This is a genomic window from Elusimicrobiota bacterium (assembly GCA_016218575.1).
Taxonomy (GTDB): Bacteria; Elusimicrobiota; Elusimicrobia; order UBA1565; family UBA9628; genus JACRDN01.
Genome location: JACRDN010000019.1, coordinates 20,701 through 37,637, shown reverse-complemented (window position 1 = coordinate 37,637; position 16,937 = coordinate 20,701). Strand labels below are relative to the sequence as shown.

General features: G+C 63.3%; 13 protein-coding genes. 3 read left to right on the top strand and 10 right to left on the bottom strand.

The genetic code is table 11. From position 1 onward, the window contains the following. Positions 1 to 208 precede the first annotated feature (208 nt). The 4 genes from HY921_08435 to smc form a co-directional block, all read right to left on the bottom strand. Positions 209 to 1,261, bottom strand: a complete 1,053-nt coding sequence (locus HY921_08435; GenBank protein ID MBI5630896.1) for a hypothetical protein — start codon at positions 1,259 to 1,261, stop codon at positions 209 to 211. Positions 1,262 to 1,263: 2 nt separating this feature from the next. After that, positions 1,264 to 1,431 carry a hypothetical protein gene (locus HY921_08430; GenBank protein MBI5630895.1) on the bottom strand — a complete coding sequence of 56 codons (168 nt, stop codon included), beginning with the start codon at positions 1,429 to 1,431 and terminating at the stop codon, positions 1,264 to 1,266. Positions 1,432 to 1,511: 80 nt separating this feature from the next. Next, positions 1,512 to 2,261 (bottom strand): metallophosphoesterase family protein, encoded by a 750-nt coding sequence (locus HY921_08425; protein MBI5630894.1) that lies wholly within the window; start codon positions 2,259 to 2,261, stop codon positions 1,512 to 1,514. A 27-nt stretch (positions 2,262 to 2,288) separates the two neighbouring features. Continuing rightward, the gene (gene smc, locus HY921_08420) at positions 2,289 to 5,792 is read right to left on the bottom strand and encodes a chromosome segregation protein SMC (GenBank protein ID MBI5630893.1); all 3,504 of its coding nucleotides are present in this window, start codon (positions 5,790 to 5,792) and stop codon (positions 2,289 to 2,291) included. Between the two features lie 88 nt (positions 5,793 to 5,880). Here smc and HY921_08415 point away from each other — a divergent pair, with 88 nt between their 5' ends. The 3 genes from HY921_08415 to HY921_08405 all read left to right on the top strand — a co-directional run bounded on the left by HY921_08415 (position 5,881) and on the right by HY921_08405 (position 9,108). Beyond that, positions 5,881 to 7,131, top strand: a complete 1,251-nt coding sequence (locus HY921_08415; GenBank protein MBI5630892.1) for an MltA domain-containing protein — start codon at positions 5,881 to 5,883, stop codon at positions 7,129 to 7,131. Positions 7,132 to 7,283: 152 nt separating this feature from the next. Next, positions 7,284 to 7,616, top strand: coding sequence for a DUF309 domain-containing protein (locus HY921_08410; GenBank protein MBI5630891.1), 333 nt, complete (start codon positions 7,284 to 7,286; stop codon positions 7,614 to 7,616). 103 nt (positions 7,617 to 7,719) lie between these two features. Next, entirely contained in the window at positions 7,720 to 9,108 is a 1,389-nt protein-coding gene (locus HY921_08405) for a C40 family peptidase (GenBank protein MBI5630890.1), read from the top strand. Here the strand turns inward: HY921_08405 and HY921_08400 are convergent. From HY921_08400 to HY921_08375, 6 genes are read right to left on the bottom strand one after another with little or no spacing between them, the layout of a single operon-like run. Beyond that, complete coding sequence (locus HY921_08400; GenBank protein MBI5630889.1) at positions 9,084 to 9,743, bottom strand: thiamine diphosphokinase; 660 nt, start codon at positions 9,741 to 9,743, stop codon at positions 9,084 to 9,086. The genes HY921_08405 and HY921_08400 overlap by 25 nt on opposite strands. Then, a complete protein-coding gene (locus tag HY921_08395; GenBank protein MBI5630888.1) occupies positions 9,718 to 12,318 on the bottom strand; it encodes a M1 family metallopeptidase in 2,601 nt (866 codons plus the stop codon). Before HY921_08395 ends, HY921_08400 begins: the two co-directional genes overlap by 26 nt. Then, positions 12,315 to 13,772 carry an alkaline phosphatase family protein gene (locus HY921_08390; protein ID MBI5630887.1) on the bottom strand — a complete coding sequence of 486 codons (1,458 nt, stop codon included), beginning with the start codon at positions 13,770 to 13,772 and terminating at the stop codon, positions 12,315 to 12,317. Before HY921_08390 ends, HY921_08395 begins: the two co-directional genes overlap by 4 nt. Further along, positions 13,756 to 14,667, bottom strand: coding sequence for a cation transporter (locus HY921_08385; protein MBI5630886.1), 912 nt, complete (start codon positions 14,665 to 14,667; stop codon positions 13,756 to 13,758). Before HY921_08385 ends, HY921_08390 begins: the two co-directional genes overlap by 17 nt. Next, positions 14,627 to 15,424 (bottom strand): 23S rRNA (guanosine(2251)-2'-O)-methyltransferase RlmB, encoded by a 798-nt coding sequence (rlmB, locus tag HY921_08380; protein MBI5630885.1) that lies wholly within the window; start codon positions 15,422 to 15,424, stop codon positions 14,627 to 14,629. The genes HY921_08385 and rlmB overlap by 41 nt, the downstream gene beginning before the upstream one ends. Then, positions 15,421 to 16,818: a cysteine--tRNA ligase gene (locus HY921_08375; GenBank protein MBI5630884.1), complete on the bottom strand. Its 1,398-nt coding sequence runs from the start codon at positions 16,816 to 16,818 to the stop codon at positions 15,421 to 15,423. The genes rlmB and HY921_08375 overlap by 4 nt, the downstream gene beginning before the upstream one ends. Between the last annotated feature and the right edge of the window lie 119 nt (positions 16,819 to 16,937).

Genomic DNA, 16,937 nt, shown 5'->3' with positions numbered 1-16,937 from the left:
CTGGCTGGAAGCGCCGAAGGGGTGGAATTTACCTTTACTTCAACTCTCTTCCCAGGAAAGGAGGAAAGTTTTATCCCCGCGGCCGCGGCCGGGCCAAAGGAGGACGCCGCTAAAAGGGCCGAAAGCCCCGCGGCGAAAAACCGTTTCAGCATAGCTGTTGTCGTTCTTTGAACGCCTAGCAGTTGTCTAAATTTTTAACGGCGCACGACTACTGAATAAAAACGAACTCCGACATCTCCACTTTGCCGGCCTCCACCCTCGCGGGGGCGGAGACCTTGCGGAACTTCATGCGCTTGGCCAGGAACTTGACCGGCGAGCTCACATGGAACGGCAGGGTCAGTCCCGCGTGCACGATCCAGGACTGCCCGGCCCCGATCCCTATGGCCTTGATCTCGCCGTTGGCGAATAAATTGAACCACGAGCGGTTGAGCTGGGTCCCCAGTATGACCCGGCCCTGGCTTTCCTCGGGATGCTCGCTGGCCTCTCCCGAGATGCGCGAGATGAGTATGGTGTTGGGAATGGCCTCCAGGCGCGTCTCCACCGAGCCAGTCACGCGGTTATAGCCGAACCCGAAGAAGGGCGTCCAATTGGCCCAGGTTTGGCTCAGCACCGCGTTCAAGCCGTAGGAATTGACGCTCCACTTGACCGTGCCCACCATGTCGCTCTGGGCCGAGAAGCCCGGGATGGTGTCTATATTGAATTTGCTCTCGTAGCGGAAGCGGCCGGACACGTGGTTGTAGTTGGCCCCGACGCTCAAAAGAGGAGAGCCGCCCAGGCCGAAGAAGTGCTTGCGCAGGCCGAGGCCGAGGGAGTTGCTCTGCCCGCTCCCCGTGGTGCCTGGAGCGATCTTGTAGCCGGAGGGGGTGGTCATATCGGCGAAACGCAGGCTCAAATCGAAGCGCTTGGGCAGCCCGATGCGCCCGTGCATGGCGAGATTCGGGAATAGGACGCTCGACGGAAATATGGACTGAGCACCCATCTCCCGCAGGGCGGGGGTCGCGAGCGCGGGAAACCGGCTCTTGTCGAGGGGCATTTTCCCCAGCCCCAGGCTCACGTCGGGCTGGAGCCTCCTGTCCTTGACTTCGCGGGGAGGGTCGAAAGTGGACCCCGCGTTGAAGGCCAGGCCCTGGACCATTTCGTGGCTCAGCCACTGCATCATCCGGGTGAAATCCTCGGACATGCTGGGGTTGGCGGCCCGGGCGCAAGGGACCACTAAAAACAGCGAAGCCGCGAGAAGAAGCTTCATCGCGGCCTTGGGCATAATCAGTGCTTGATCAGTCGAGAGCGACCCCGGTCGGTGATCCAGAGGTAGGACTCGGTCTGGCTTTCGTAGGTAAGTTTGCGTTTGACCCGGTCTGCGGGCCAAGAAGAGCAATGGATGTCCCGCTCTTCTCTCATGGCAAGGCGGGCCTTGGAACCGTGCTTTCTCATGCCCTTATGATAACATTCGAGACTTTTGGCCACATGGGCCGTAGGACCCAGCGAAAAATAGGCAAAAGACCTATGTGGAATTATTGCCCGTAGGCCAGGCGCAGGGCGAGGTATTCGGGAAGACCGACCCGGCGGATTTTGCGCTGGACCGCCGCTATGTCGTAGGTCAAGCGGACGGACTTGAAAACCCCGGTTTCCGAGTCATAAAGGGCGCAGGAGGCCCGCGTGTCATGGTCGCGGGGCTGGCCCACCGAACCCGGGTTCAAGGCCGCCGGGAGCAAGCCCTGCGGCCCTGGGCAGGCCTTGAAGGTTTGGCCGTCCTCGAGGCATTGGGACTCGACCTCCAGGAGGGACGGAGCCTTCTGGCGCAGGCGGAAGCACAGGGACATGTGGCTGTGCCCGACGAACACTGGCCAGACCTTGGCGTAGGGAATGTTCTCCCGGAACTGGGCGGCGCTCATCATGTACTCCTCGGGGGGCCGGCGCGGAGTGCCGTGGGCCACGGTGAAGCCGGAAGCCTCGCGCTTGGGAGAGAGGCCCGCGAGGTAGGCCTTGGCCCGGTCCGAGAGATGAGGCCGGGTCCAAATGGCGGCGGTTTTAGCGTAAGGGTTGAACCAGGAGAGCTCGAGGCGTTCCACCGCCACCAGGTCATGGTTGCCGCAGACGATCACGGAGTTCTTGAGGGCCGCGATCCGGGCCACGCAGGTCTCCGGGTCCGGCCCATAGCCCACCAGATCCCCGCAGCAGATATAGCCGTCCACGGCGCTCGCCTCGAAGAAATCCAAGACCTCCTCGAGGGCCTCCAGGTTGGCGTGCACGTCGGAAAACACGCCATAAATCATTGCAATGAGGGCCGGTTAAGCCGGGCCGACTGGATCTTGGGGCGTCGTGGGCTGCGCCGCGGGAGTGGGGTGCTCCGGCAGCTTTTTACGGAAGTCCACGGATATGATTTGGCTGACCCCCATCTCCTCCATGGTCACGCCGTAGATCGCGTCGGCGGCCTCCATGGTCCTCTTGTTGTGGCTCACGATGAGGAACTGCGAGCGGCTCTGGAATTCCCGCAGGAGGGCCACGAAGCGCTCCACGTTGGCGTCGTCCAGGGCGGCGTCTGCCTCATCGAGCATGCAGAACGGGGAGGGCTTGACCATGAAAAAGGCGAACAAGAGGGCGATGGCGGTCATGGTTTTCTCCCCTCCGGAAAGAAGCGAGATGCTCTGCAGGCGCTTGCCCGGGGGCTGGGCCACGATCTCGACGCCGGTTTCCAATATATTCTCGGGATCGGTCAAGACAAGATCGGCCTCGCCGCCGTCGAAGAGCACGCCGAAAATGCGGCGGAAGTGCTCCCGCACCTCGGTGAAGGTCTGCCGGAAATTCTCGCGGGTGGTGCCGTTGATCTTTTGGATGGCGCTCTTCAAGTCCTCCTTGGCCTGGCTCAAGTCGCTTAGTTGGGCGGCCAGGAAGGTCTCCTTGGAAGAGAGGGCCTCGTACTCCTCCGGAGCCGCCATGTTGATATTGCCCATGTTGGCAATGCGCTTGCGCAAGAATTCAATCTTTTGGGCGTCCGCCGACTGGCTGCCGTATTTGGACTTGGCCTCGTCGTAAGTAAGCTGCCAATCGTCCCATAGCCGCTTTTGCAGGAGTTCGCGGGAGCTGCGCTGGGCGCTGAGCTTGAGCTCGAGCTCGTGAAGCTCCTTCTGGGCCTGGCCGTGCGCCTGCTGAATTTGGCGTAGGGACTCCTCCTTCTGCGCGATGGATCTCTCGATCTCCTGAAGCCGCGCGAAGACCCCTTGGGCCTCCACTTCGAGCACGGCCAGCCTCTGGTGGCGGTCGGCGAGCTCTTCCTCGGACTGCTTCATCAAGGCGGCGAGATCCTCCTTCTTGGCCCCCAAATCGCGCATCTCCTGCTGGCGCCTGGCGATAGCGGCCTCGAGGCTCTTCTGCTCGGCCCCCAGGCGCTCGTAAGCCCCGGCCAGGAAAGCCGTTTTTTCCCGCGCGCTGTCGAATTTGGACTCGAGAAGCTCGTGGGTGGACTGCGCCCCGGCCAGTTCCTCGCGGGTCGCGGCTAAAATTTGGGCGGCTTGGGACTCGCGCTCCCGGGCGGACTTCTCCTCGGCCTCGGCCGCCTCGATGCGGCGGCGCAGCTCGATGATCCCTTCCTTTAGAATAGCCATGTCCGCGAGGAGGCGCACCGCCTCCGAGCGCGAGAGCTCCACATTCTTCTGATGGAGCGATAGGCTCGTCTCCCGATCGCGGAGCTGCGCCTCAAGGGAGGCTTCCTTGGCGCTTTCTGCATGGTACAGCGAGGCGGCGGCGCGCGCGCTTTCCTCCGCCTCGGCGATGGCGGCTTGGAGGCTCGCCTTGGCTTGCGAGAGCTCGGCGGCGCGAACCTCGGCGCGTGAAATTTGGGAGCGAAGCTCCGTCACATCGGCGAGGCTCAGCTGGGCGCCTTCTTTGACCGGAGCTCCCCCGTAAACCCAATGCTCCCCAAAAAGGGCCTTGTCGAGAGCATAAGCCTCCCGAAGGAGGAAGCGCAGAACCCTCTCATGGCGCGGGTCGAAAGACACGTGGCGCAGGAGCGGGTTGGCCTCCGGAGGATACTCCCTTTGGGCCACGGAGCTCGGAAGGGAGCTCAGCACGAGAAATCGGGCCCGACCCTTGCCCGAGGCTTGGAGCATCTCGATGGCGGCGCGGGCGACCAAGGAGTCCTCGCAGACCACGGCGTAGAGCCTCTCTCCCAAAAGATCCTCGAGATAAGGCCTGTAGGCTTCCTCCACGCGGAAAAGCTGGCGCACCGTGCCGACGACGCCCTCGATCCCGGCGTTGAGCGCGGCCTGGGCCCCGACCCAGTAAGGGTTCTGGCCGCCTTGGACCTCGAGGGCCTCAGCGCGGGCCCGGCTTTCGGCCAAATTGGCGTGGAGCCTCAAGGTATCCTCGGCCAGGGCCCCTTCCTGGGAGCGTTTGTCCGCCGTGATTTTCTGGGCTTGCTCGCATGCGGCCCCCGCGGCGGCGGTTTGCGCCCGCTGCGACTCCAGGCCCTGCCGCGCGGACTCTATCGCGACGCGGGAGTTTTCGGCCTGGGCTAAATCCTTCTCGAGCTCCCGGAGGCTGGACCTCAGCTGGGTCTCCTGGCGAGACCAGGATGACTCGCTCTGGGCGAGCCCCCGGCGCAGGGACAATATCCTCTCGGCCAGGTCCAAGGCCGCGGCCTTGTGGGAGTCGAGCCCCGCCTGCGCCCCGCAGCTTTTCTCCTGCAGGGCCCGCAAAGACCCGCTCCAGTTGTTCAAGTCCTGCTCGGCCTGGGCCCGGGCCGACTCGGCGTCGGCCACGACCTGGCTCGAGCGCTCCATCTCGGGCGCCAGCCCCAGGAGGCGTTGGCCCATCGAGGTGAGCTCCCCTTGGCAGGAAGCCGCGCGCTCCTGCGCCTCGGACATGGCGCGCCGGGCCGCCTGGATGCGCTCCTCTAGGCGCCCGATCTCGGACTTGACCTCGGAAATCCTCTGGTTGCAGCCCAGGACCTGGCCCTGCTGGCTCGCTTTCTCCAAATTCAAGGCCGCGAGGTTGGCGCCTTCGCCGTCCATCTCCACGCGGCGCGTGCCCACGATCTCCTCGAGCGGCGCGGCCAGGGCCGAGAGCTGGGACACCTCGGCCTCGAGAGTCGTGAGTTGATCGAGGATGTGCGCGGCCTCCAGGGCGGCGAGCTCCTCCTTGTATTTTTGGTATAGCTTAGCCTTTCTGGCATCGGAGTCGAGCTTCTTGACTTGGTCCGTGATGAGGGCCAACGAGTCCTGGATGCGCGCCATGTCCGCCTCGACCCGCTCTATCTTCCTCAAGGCCTCCTCGCGCTTGGCCTTGTATTTGGCCACCCCGGCCGCCTCCTCGAAGATGGAGCGCCGGTCCTCGGGCTTGGAGGACAGGACAAAATCCACCCCGCCCTGGTCGATGATGGCGTAGCCGTCGCCGCCCAGTCCCGTGTCGAGGAAAAGCTCGCGGATGTCTCGCAGGCGGCACTGGGTCTTATTGAGGAAATAGGAGGACTCCCCGGACCTGAAGATCCGGCGGGTGATGGTCACCTCGGAGAATTGCACGGGAAGAAGGCTCGATGCGTTGTCGAAGGTCAAAGTGACCTCGGTCATGGATAGGGAAGGCCGCTTGGCCGTGCCCGAGAAAATCACGTCCACCATGGAATCGGCCCGCAAGGATTTCCAGGACATTTCCCCCAGGCACCAGCGCACGGATTCCATGATGTTGGACTTGCCGCAGCCGTTCGGGCCGATGATTCCAGTGATGCCGGGGCCCAAGTCCAAATGAGTCTTGGCGGCGAAGGATTTATATCCGACGACGTCGATCGATTTAAGGTACATATTGCTCCCGATTCTGAAAAAAATGTGATGAACAGGGGACAGTATACTTAATTCCAAACGAAATTCAGTATACTGTCCCCGATTCCGCATGAAAATCCTTGCCCTTGTTTTTCTCCTCTGGAGCGAAGCTCCTCCTTCATCGGCCCAGCCGGCCCCGGGTCCCTCCGTTTCCACGGCCACGGCCAAGGGAGGACCCTCCCTGCGGCTTCTGGAGCCGGAGCAATACCCGGATTTCGCGGATTCCTTCTCCTCCAAGAACGGCCTCATCAAGGCCGCGCGCAAGACCATGGCCTACCTCCAGACCTATTCCGGGCCGAAGTACATCCGCATCGGGGACCGCGACTACGGCGCGGCCATTCTCGCCGACTCGATCCAAGCCCTTCTCGACATCCTCAACACCGCGGTCAGCTCCGGGGAAATCAACGCGCAGATACGGCAGACCTTCGACGTTTACCAATCCGAGGGCTCGGACGGGGCCGGAAAAGTCGTCTTCTCGTCGTATTACCAGCCGGTTCTGGCCGCCAGCCTCAAGAAAACCGGAAAATACTCCTACCCCCTCTACCGCAGACCTTCCGACATGGTGGAAGTCGAGCTCGGCCTCTTCGACAAGAAATACGGCGGGGACGCGCTGATCGGCCGGATCGAGGGCAGCGGCAAGAACAAGCGCGTTCTTCCTTATTTCTCCCGGGGAGAGATAGACATCCGCAAGAGGCTCGCGGGACGGGGGCTGGAAATCGCCTGGCTCAAGAACAAGTTCGACGGCTTGGACCTCCACATCCAGGGCTCCGGGATCCTGCAATTTCCGAACGGCAAGGAAATGCTGGTGAAATACGCGGCCACCAACGCCCTGCCCTACAACAGCGTGGGGCTCTTCCTCGTCAAGGCCAACGTGTTCGGGCGAGAGGAAATCAGCCATGACAAGCTGCGCAAATACCTGCGCGAGCACCCCGAGGTCGAGGATTGGCTCCTGGCCCAGAATCCGCGCTACACTTTCTTCGAGCTGGCACCCCTGCCGCCCGATGGGGAGCCTTTCGGAACCATCGAGCAGACCTTGGTGCCCGCGCGCTCCATCGCCGTGGATCCCGCGGTGATTCCCCTCGGAGCCCTGGCCTTCTTCGCTACGGTTTCTCCCCAGGCAGACAAGAAGGGAGCGCTCCTGGGGCAATTTGCCAACAGCCGTTTCGCCCTCTGCATGGACACGGGCGGAGCCATCAAGGGGCCCGGGCGCGTTGACATCTACGCGGGGCACGGGCCGCAGGCCTCGACCACGGCGCGCTACCAGTGGAACGAGGGCAAGCTCTACATTCTGGTCAAGAAGGTCCCGCCGCGCGAAAGATAAAGCACGAGCGCTACGCCCTTCTGGTCTCCTGCCTGGAAGACCCCCGGCGCATTGGCGAGTTCATACCCAGCTCGCCCCACCGCAAGGCCCTGGAAGAATGGTTTTCCCGTCCGCGGGCGGGGACTGCCGTCGAGCAAGCTCTTGAACTTTGGGTGCTTCTGTTCAACCACGGGCTGTTCTTCGACGCCCACGAACATCTGGAAGCCTTCTGGCGAAAGGCCCAGGGAGAGCCCAAGATTTTCCTCCAGGGCCTCATCCAGATCGCGGCGGCCTTCCACAAGCTGGAGCTTGACCCCGAAGCCTTGGCGGGAGCCCGCGAGCTTCTCGAGGAGGGCCTGGCCAAACTGGAGAGAACCGGCCGAGCCCCGGAAGCCCGCGCCGCCCTGCGGCCGGCTTTGGAACGGCTCCGCGCCGGACGGAGCCCCTCCGATGTCCCACGCCTCGAAGTTATTCACAAAAATTTCCCGGGAAGTTTTTGTGAATAACTTGCTCCCACAAGGACGCTCCCAGCCCTGGGCCTAAAGGCCCAGGAGCCTATAGGCCTTTAGTTCCTTGTCCGGCCGAGCCGAAGCGGCTATTCTATTGCGGATGAGGAATGTTCTCCCCTGGACGGCGTTATGCCTGGCCTTGAGCCTCGGCGCCCGCGCCCAGGAGCTTCTCCCCCTCCAGGTGGCCATGGGGCACGTGCGCCAGAAGGCCGCGCAGTGCTACTTCGCGGGAACTCCCTTGCCCGACTACGATCACTTAAAGAGCCGGCTGGGGAACGTTCCGGCCGATCGGCAGCCCGCCGTGAAAGCGGAGCTCGACTCCCTGGTCCAGGCCATGGACCAGGCTGAGTACGTCCAGCAGGGCAGGGCCGAGGAGGACAGCCTCGAGCTCTACCGAGAAATGATCCGGGCCGCGGCCCGCCAATTCAAGAAGGACGACCCCTCTTCTGAATCCCTGGCCGAGGCCGTTTACCGGGACAGGAAGCGCAAACCCTCGGCGCGCGGCGGCGAGGAGGAAAAACGCGAGAGCGCTGTCCGCAAATCCCTGTTGTCGGCCATTCTCGACAACAATGCCGGCAAGAGCCCCGACCCCTCCCAGCCCCGCCTCCCGCCGTCCGTCGCCCGGCAGGTGCAGGAAAAACTCGACGCTTTAAGCCGTGCTTTCGAGACCAAGGACCCGGGCGAAATCGTCTCGGCCGGGCCGGGAAGCCAGTTCCCCCCGGAAAACGTCACCCAGGCACCCCCCAAGGGCCTCAAGATCAAGGCTCCCGAGGAGGCCGTGCCTGCCTTGGCCAAGGAATTGGCGGGCCTCAAGCCGGGAGACAAAGACCCCCGGCCGCACGGCCCCATCGCCCGAGTGAAGGCCGCTCTTCTCAAGTGGAACCCGAGGCTCGTGCTCGGATCCCCCGACGGCGCGGATTGGGGCCGCTATGACGAAAATCTCGCCAGGGCTTTGGCTCTGTTCAAGGCCACGCGCCAGATCACGGGCGAAGGAAAAACCATCGGCCCCAAGACGGCGGCAATGCTGGCCAAATTGGAAAGCGGCGCGTTGGCCTCCGAGCCGAAAACTTTGGGAGGCAAAATCCTGGCCGCCGCCGCGGGATTCCTGGGACTGCCCTATGATCTAGGAGGAGACGGGCTCTCTTCCATGGACTGCGCGCTTTTGACCCAAAAAGCCGTGGAAAAAGTCCTCGGCTGGCTTCCCGAGAGCTTCACCCGGTTGGCGGACGACCAATATTGGCTGGCCGAGAAAAATAAATTCCTGGCCTTGCGCCAAGGGCCGCCTCATCCCGGGGACCTGATCTACTTCCATGACACCAGCGGCCAGGCCTCCATCGCCCACAAGGGCGTGACTCACGCCGCGATTTACATCGGCGACGGCTACATGCTCGCGGCCTCCTCGAGCTACGGCAAGGTAGTCATCCAAAGGCTCTCCGACCTCGAGCGCTTGGTCCAGGGATACGCCTATATCCGCGCCGCCAAAGGCTGAATAAACCACATGAGCCCGTCGTGAAGGCGCAGGCGCACCGCCGCTGGCCCCTTTGCCGCGTTGCTGAGTCCCCGGCTTCCCGGCTCGAGGACGGCGTTCTTCAGGGGATAGCGGCAGCCTGAAAGGCTGACTCGAGACGCGGCGCCAGCCGCGAGAAGAGAAAAAATGGCTCCTCTGGGGAGCTTGAAGGCGTAGCTCCCCGGCCGCAATAGCCGGGCCAGGCCCTGATCCACCAGGACCATGTCGAATTCCCCGGCCCAAGCCTCCGCGATGGTCCTGTTAACCAAGACATGGTCCAATCTCCCCCCCAAGGCCCCCGCCACATAGAGCCGGCGCAGGCCTAGCTCCGAAGCCAGGCGCAAGGTCTTCTCGAAGTCCGAGAGGCTCTCATCAAAGTCGCATCTGAAAATCGCGCGCCTAAGGGCCGGCAAGGGCCTCGGAACCGAATCCATGTCCCCCACCACGAAGTCAGGTTCGATCCCAAAGCCGAGGGCGCGCGATAATCCTCCGTCGCTGCAGAGATGCACGGAGCATAGGGGAAGTATCCGCCGCACAAGCCCAAGGTTGGGCACCTCGCTATTGAGAAAGATTATGCCGGCGCGCTCCCGGTTATTTCGCCTTTTTCTGGAGCTCATCAAGCTTCTTCTCGAAACGGTCCAACTTCTCCACCAGCCCATCCACTTGCTTGGAGAGCTCCTCTATCCGGCCCTTCTTTCCTTGGCGGATGTTCTCGATGGCCTCCTCGGCCCCGCGGCGGACCTCCGGGGAAGGATCCCGCGTCGCGATTTTTGACAGGGAAACGTTGGCCCGAGGGTCCCCCAACGAGGAAAGAGCGCGAATCGCGGCTCCGCGGACGACGCGATCCTCCTCGGTTTCCAAGACCATGGCCAAGAAGTCCCGGACGGGCTCTTTTCCCTCGCCGGCCTCGGCCAAGGCCCCCAGAGCCGCCGAGCGGGCGAGAGCCGGCTTGCCCGGGCCGGCCCAATCCTGCAAAAGCGGGAGCGTCGCCTCCTCCTTGAGCCGCCCCAAGCCGGAAAGCGCCGCCCTGCGGATCGCCTGGTCCCAAGAGCCGTCCCCAAGCTTGGGCTCGAGCAGGGCCCGGGACTGAGGCAAGCGCAAGGAGCCCAAAGCCGCGAGCGCGGCCGCCTCGACCCGGTAGCTGGGGTCTTTCCCGGCCAGGGGCTTTACGGCCTCCAAAGCCTCCTCCTGCCTCAAGAATTGGCCCAAGGCTGAGGCCGAGGCCGCGCGAACCTTGGAATGCTTGCTCCGCGCCCCTTCTTTCAAGGCCGCCAGGGCCTTGGGGCCGCCGATTTTCCCGAGCTCCGCGGCGCAGGCCGCGGCCACGCCCCAGAAAGGGTCCTTGAGCAGGCACTGGCCGATCGCGGCCAAGGCCTTGGGGCTGGGCAATTTGCCCAAGGCAGAAAGAGCCCTCAGGCGCCCGGACACGGAGAGGTCCTCCCTCAAGGCGGAGATGAGCATATCCTCTGGAAACTCGAGCTTATACTCGGCCAAGAGGCTTTGCTCGGGGTCCAGGCGGATCATCCTGGGCCGGGAGCCGAGCGGCCAGGAGAAGCTTTCCTCCTCCTTGGAAACCTCGGCAACGACCTTTTTGCCGTCCTTGTCGAATTGAAGGGGAAGCTTGAAGCGGAAGACAGGCATGCCGTCCTTGGCCTGCTTCTGGATGACTCGCAGCTTAAGCTCCTTGCCAATTGGGTCCCATTCTTCCTTGATGAGAAGGAATGGGTAGCCTGGGCCGTAAAGCCACTGGTTGAAGAATTGGAGCATGGATTTTCCCGTGGTCTCCTCCACGGCCCGGCGCAGATCCTCGGTCTCGGCCACGGAATCCTGGCGTTCGCGCAGGTAGCGCTTGAAGGACTTCCAGAAGAGATCCTCGCCCAGCTCCATCCTCAGCATGTGCAGGACCCAGGCCCCCTTGTTGTAGGTGTGGGCGTCGAACATGTCCATGGGAATTTCGTAGCGTTCGGTCACCACCGCGCGCTGGTAGGAGCCGTGCTCGCCGAAATACCTCTGGGCCTTCTGGTGCAGGTCGTAGGCGAACTCGTCGGCCCCTTTGTCCTTGCGCTTCCAAAGGGCTTGGAAATAGGAGGTGACGCCCTCGTTGAGCCAGATATGCGACCAGTCCTTGCAGGTGACGAGATCCCCGAACCATTGATGGGCCAATTCATGGGAGATCAAGTCGTCGGAATCATGGTCCAGGGAGGCCCGGGAGTCCAAGAGGGCGCGGTCAAGGATATTGGTGGCCGAGGTGTTCTCCATGCCGCCGAAAAATTCATAGACCAGGACTTGGTCGTATTTCTCCCAAGGGTAGGGAGCGTCCAGAAGCTCGGAGAAATAGCGGACCATGTCCGGGGTCCTGGCGAAGGTGCGCTTGGCGTCCTCTTCCTGGCCGGGAAGGGCCCAGACCGTCATGGGAACGCCCTTCCCCGGCTCCGGAGCGCTCAGGGCCACGGGAACGAAGCGCGCCGCGGACAAAGTGACGAGATAGGCCACATGCGGGCGCTCCTGCAGCCAGTGAAAGGCCCGTGTGCCGGGCTTGGGGCCCGGGCCTTGGGAAAGAAGCTTGCCGTTTGAAACGGCGGTGAAGCCCTCTGGAACCGTGGCGACGACCTCGGTGGAGACGCGCTCGTTGGGGTAATCGTAGAGCGGGATCCAAAAGCGGTTTTCCTCGGCCTCTCCCTGGCTCCAAACCATGTCCGGCTGGCCGGGATAGCGCTCGTCGGCCTTAAAGAAGTGGAGCCCCATGTGGCGGGGAGACCCGGCGTACTCGATCCGGATGCTGCCTTCCTCGCCGGCCGCCAAGGCCTTGGGAAAATGAACCACGAGCTTTTCCGGCAGGACCTCGAAATCAAGCTTTTCTCCCCGCGCGCCGGTCACTTTGCGGATATCGAGGCCCTGCGCGTCCAACTCCAGGCGATTGACTCCGGGCCCCAAAGCCTTGAAGCGCTGGGTGACCGCGGCCTCGAAGGACTGCTTCTGGAAATCGAGGGCTATCTCGAGTTTGATGTGGAGGATATCCACTTCCCGGTCGCGGCGAAATCGCGGGCCGGCGGATTTGAAGCGCTCGGGCTTGGCCCAGGCCCCGGACTCCGGCAGAAGCCTTTCATCACCGAAGTACAGCGGCTTGGCCTGAACGGAAACCGTGGCCAAGGCCAACGCGGCGCAAACAACCGTCAAAAAAGACTTCCTCATCTCGCCTCCTCCCGAAAGGACTCGGCTCGGGATTGGCCCTGGGCCGTCGGAAACTTAACCTCGAGGAGCTCGGCCACGGTGGGCGCCAAGTCCGCCACGAGCGCCCGCTCCTCGAAGCGCCCGCTCTTGAAATCGGGCCCCCAGAAGATCAGGGGCACGTGCGCGTCGTAATCGTAGGGAGTGCCATGATCGCTCCCGGCGGTCCGGTCGGTCAGCACCACCCCGGGTGCCACCCTCAGCATCAAATCCCCGGAACGCCCGGGCATGAAGCTGCGGCGATAGATCTCCGCGTACGGGTCGCTCGGGTCGAGCTCCCCCGGAATGTAGACCGCGGCCATGCCGTCCACGGACCGCAAGGCCCTCGCCGCGCGGCGCAGGAAGGCGGAGGGCTCCAGGCCCAGCTTCTTGGCCAGATCCAGGTTCAAGTAGAGGTTGGGATAGCTGAAACCCAGCACCCAGCGCCGGCTGGAATCCTTGCCGGCCGGGATATTCCACTCGAGGGCCAGCTCGAGAGCGGCTTCTAAATTCTTCCAGAGGACGCGCCGGCCCTGCAGGGCCTTGCCCTCCGGGCTCTCCGGCACCGGGGCCACCCCATGGTCCGAGGTCAGGACCAGGTCGAAACGGCCGGCCCCGACCTTGGCCTTGAGCCGGTCCAGGAGCTCTCCCAGGAGGGCGTCCAAGGACAGCATTTGATTCTCGATCTGCGGGCTGTCAGGGCCGTAGCGGTGCCCCACGTAATCGGTCCCCGAGAAACTCACAGCCAGGATGTCGGGGATCGAGTCCTTTCCCAAGGGCAGGCGCTTCAGGGCCTCCTCGGTCAAATCGAGCAGAAGCCGGTCGGAGGCCGGAGTGTCGAGAAAATCTCCGGAGATCTCCGGGGCGAACTTTCGGTTGAAGGCCTCCAGCCAAGATGGCAGCGCGTAGTAGGAGGATGTCGTAAATTCCTTCCCGCCTTTGTCAAACCAAAGCGCGAGGTCGGCCTTCTTGCCGCCCATGAGCACGGCGGCTCGGTCCTTGAGGGAGAGGCAGACCACGAGGGCGCGCCCATCCTTGGCCTTGAGCGCGTCGCCCACGGTGTAGGAGAGAAGATGCTCCGGCCCGATGGCGTGAAGCGAATCTGCGACCACATAGGTCATGGAGCCGCTTGAGTCCCGCCATTCGTTGCCCACGATGCCGGTGCGCTCCGGGAACTGGCCGGTCATGATGACGGCGTGCCCCGGCCCCGTCTCGGAGGGAGTATGGGCGTGATAAGCCTGGGAAAACACCGCCCCCTCCTCCCGCAGGCGCTTGAGTCCGCTTCGGTACTTGCCCGCGAAGCGGTCGAGGTAATCGGCCCTCATCTGGTCCACGCTCACCACCACGACCATGCGCGGCATGGCCCAAGCCCCCGAAGACAGCCCAAGGATAAGGAAAACGGCCGAAAAAACGACTCCTCGCCTATTCTTCAGGCTCATGGCTCTTCTCGATTTGCAGAGTGACGTGCGACAGGCCGAATCGGTTCTCGAGCAGCGACGTCCCGGCTTGAAGCACGGCTTCGGCCTCGTGGCTCTCGTCAATCACCACGTGCCCGCTCATGGACTCGCTTCCCTGGGTCAGGGACCAAAGATGCAGGTCGTGCACTTCCTTGACTCCCGGAAGGCCCGCCAAAGCGGAGCGGATCTCCTCCAAATCCAAGTGGGGCGGGGCTCCCTCCAGAAGGATGTGGATGGAGTCCCGCATCAGCAAAAACGAGGTGAAGACGATGCCGAGGCAAATGAAAACGCTGGCCAAGGGATCGGCCGCGTACCAGCCCGTGGCGCAGATAACGCCCCCGGCGGCCAAGGCCCCCACCGAGCCCAGGGTGTCCGAGACCACGTGGAGGAACACGCCGCGCAGGTTGATGTTGCGCTTGCTCGAGCTGTAGAGGTAAAGCCCCGAGACGATGTTGCAGGCCAGCCCCAAGACCGCGAAGCCCATCATTTGGAGCGCGGCCACGGGACGCGGAAAAGAGAACCTCTCGTACGCCTCGCGCAGGATCATCCCCGTGGCGATCCACAAGGCCACCCCGTTTCCGAGCGCGGCCAGGACCTCGACGCGCTTGTAGCCGAAGGTTCTCTTGGCGTCGGGAGGCCGGCGGCTGACTATGGCCGCGAAAAGCCCCATCCCCAGAGCCAGGAGATCCACCCCCATGTGCATGGCGTCGGCCAAAAGGGAGAGGCTCCCGGTCCACCAGCCTCCGAAAAGCTCGGCCAGGAACACCACGGCGGTGAGGCTGAAGGCCTTGGTGAGGGGAGGGAGGGACGCGGAAGCGGGAAGGCTCGGGTGATGCCTATCGAGCATGGGGGTGGGCGGCTTGCCTGGCGATTTCATAGAGAAGCACGCTCGCGGCGCACGAGGCGTTCAAGCTCGCCACCCCGGCCGCGGCCTGGGGGATCGAGATCAACTCGTCGCAGCTTTGGCGGACCAAGGGCCTCAAGCCCTCCCCCTCCGAGCCGATCACCAAGACCAGCGGCCGGTTGAGGCTCGCCTGCCAGGAAGGCCTGCCCGCCATGTCGGCTCCGTAAATCCAGAAGCCCGCCTCCTTCAAGCGCGCCAAGGACTGGGCAAGATTGACCACCTGAAAGATCGGAAGCCTCTGGACGGCTCCCGCCGAGGCCTGGACCACGACCGGTGTGACGGGGGCGGATCTGCGCTCGGGGAGTATGAGCCCGCCGGCCCCCAAATTGACGGCCGAGCGGGCGATGGCTCCGAGGTTGTGCGGATCCTGAATCTGATCCAAAGCCACGAGTACGAGATTCCGGCGCGCTTCCTCTCTCAAGGTCTCGACGAAGGAAAGAAGGTCCCGGCTTTCTTGCCGCGATACCTTGAGGGCCACGCCTTGGTGCCGACCCTCCCGCACCATCTTGTCCATCTCCCGACGGGGTACGAACTGCACCGCCACGCTCTTTTCCCGTGCCAGCCGGATGATGACGGCAATGGCGGGATTCTGGCAGCGGTGCTCCACCCAAAGAGCGAGGCACGATCCGGCCTTGGAGCGCAGGGTTTCCTCGACGGCGTGGACTCCGCCCAGCCATAGGGATGGGCTGGGGGGAGCGCCGCGCGTCCGGCCTCGGCCAGGGCTCCTCATTTGCGCCGCCATTTCTGGCCCTGGCGGGTGTCCTCCACCAGGATGCCGCGCGTCTCGAGTTCGCGGCGCAGCTCGTCCGAAAGAGCAAAATCCTTGTCCGCGCGCGCCTTGGCGCGCGCGTCCAGGAGTTCACGCTCCCGCGCTGGGAGTTCCTCCGCCCTTGGCTCGAACAAGCCCAGGGCCAAAACTGATTCCGCGGCCTCAAGCAGGGCTAATTTAGCCCCCAGCGGGACTCCGTCCCGCCTGAGCCCGTCCCACAGCGCGGCCAAGGCCACCGGAACGTTCAAATCGTCGCCCAGGCTTTCCTTGAACGCCGCGCAGTCGTCGGCGCAGGTCGGGGATGGAGAGGCCTTGGCGAGCCCGAGGGCGATTTCCCTCAAGCGCCTGCGGGCCGTTTTCGAGGACTCCAAGGCCTCCCAGGTGAAATCGAGCTGCTTGCGGTAATGGGCGGTCAGGCAGTGGTAGCGCAAGTCAAGCGGGGAGAAGCCGCGGTCCTTAAAATGGCTGAGCGTCACGAAGCCCCCCTCGGACTTGGCCATCTTGGCGTTGTTCATAAGCAAGAACTCGCCGTGCATCCAGAACCGGGCGAAGGGCTTCTCCGTGGCGGCCTCGGACTGGGCGATCTCGTTGGTGTGATGGATGGGAATATGGTCCACGCCCCCGCAGTGGATGTCGAAGGACTCTCCGAGATAACGCATGGCCATGGCCGAGCACTCGATGTGCCAGCCCGGAAATCCCGTCCCCCAGGGGGAGTCCCACTCCATCTGCCTTTTCCTGTCCTTGGGCGAGAACTTCCAGACCGCGAAGTCCGCGGGGGAGCGCTTCTCGGGGTTGGCCTCGATGCGCGCTCCAATTTGAAGGCCGCCAACGTGCGAAATGACCGCATGCTCCGATCCCGCCAAGCGGCCGTACGCCGGGAACTTGGCCGTGTCGAAGTAAAGCCCGTCCGAGGTGGAGTAGATAAGCCCCTTTTTCTCAAGGCGCTTGACGAGATCAATTTGCTCCTTAATGTGATCAGTCGCCTTGCAAAGCACGTCCGGAGGCAGGAGATTAAGCTCTTGGCAGCCCTGGAGGAAGGATTCGGTGTAGAACCGGGCGATTTCCCATGCGGTCTTCCCCTCCCGGGCCGCCCCCACCTCCATTTTGTCCTCGCCCTCATCGGCCTGGCTCGTCAAATGCCCCACGTCGGTAATGTTCATGACATGGCGCACTTTGTAATCAAAAAAGCCGAGCGCGCGCTTCAAGATGTCCTCGAAAATGTAGGTGCGCCAGTTTCCGACGTGCAGATAATTGTATACCGTGGGACCGCAGGTATAAAGCCCGACAATAGGGGGCGCCAGAGGCCTGAAGTCCTCCTTTTGGCGGGTTAAGGTGTTGAACAGCTTTAGTCCCATAACGAGGCACATTTTACCACTTAAAGAAGCCCCGTATGAATCGCCCCGACAACCTCCTGGATAGGCAAAATGACTGCGGGCTTCCGGGCCTTAGGCAGGCCAAGCTCGGCTACCAGCCC

Coding starts and splice junctions, on each gene's coding strand:
- HY921_08435 (MBI5630896.1), bottom strand. CDS start 1,261: ATGCCCAAGGCCGCGATGAAGCTTCTTCTCGCGGCTTCGCTGTTTTTA.
- HY921_08430 (MBI5630895.1), bottom strand. CDS start 1,431: ATGAGAAAGCACGGTTCCAAGGCCCGCCTTGCCATGAGAGAAGAGCGG.
- smc (MBI5630893.1), bottom strand. CDS start 5,792: ATGTACCTTAAATCGATCGACGTCGTCGGATATAAATCCTTCGCCGCC.
- HY921_08415 (MBI5630892.1), top strand. CDS start 5,881: ATGAAAATCCTTGCCCTTGTTTTTCTCCTCTGGAGCGAAGCTCCTCCT.
- HY921_08405 (MBI5630890.1), top strand. CDS start 7,720: ATGAGGAATGTTCTCCCCTGGACGGCGTTATGCCTGGCCTTGAGCCTC.
- HY921_08400 (MBI5630889.1), bottom strand. CDS start 9,743: ATGAGCTCCAGAAAAAGGCGAAATAACCGGGAGCGCGCCGGCATAATC.
- HY921_08395 (MBI5630888.1), bottom strand. CDS start 12,318: ATGAGGAAGTCTTTTTTGACGGTTGTTTGCGCCGCGTTGGCCTTGGCC.
- HY921_08390 (MBI5630887.1), bottom strand. CDS start 13,772: ATGAGCCTGAAGAATAGGCGAGGAGTCGTTTTTTCGGCCGTTTTCCTT.
- HY921_08385 (MBI5630886.1), bottom strand. CDS start 14,667: ATGAAATCGCCAGGCAAGCCGCCCACCCCCATGCTCGATAGGCATCAC.
- rlmB (MBI5630885.1), bottom strand. CDS start 15,424: ATGAGGAGCCCTGGCCGAGGCCGGACGCGCGGCGCTCCCCCCAGCCCA.
- HY921_08375 (MBI5630884.1), bottom strand. CDS start 16,818: ATGGGACTAAAGCTGTTCAACACCTTAACCCGCCAAAAGGAGGACTTC.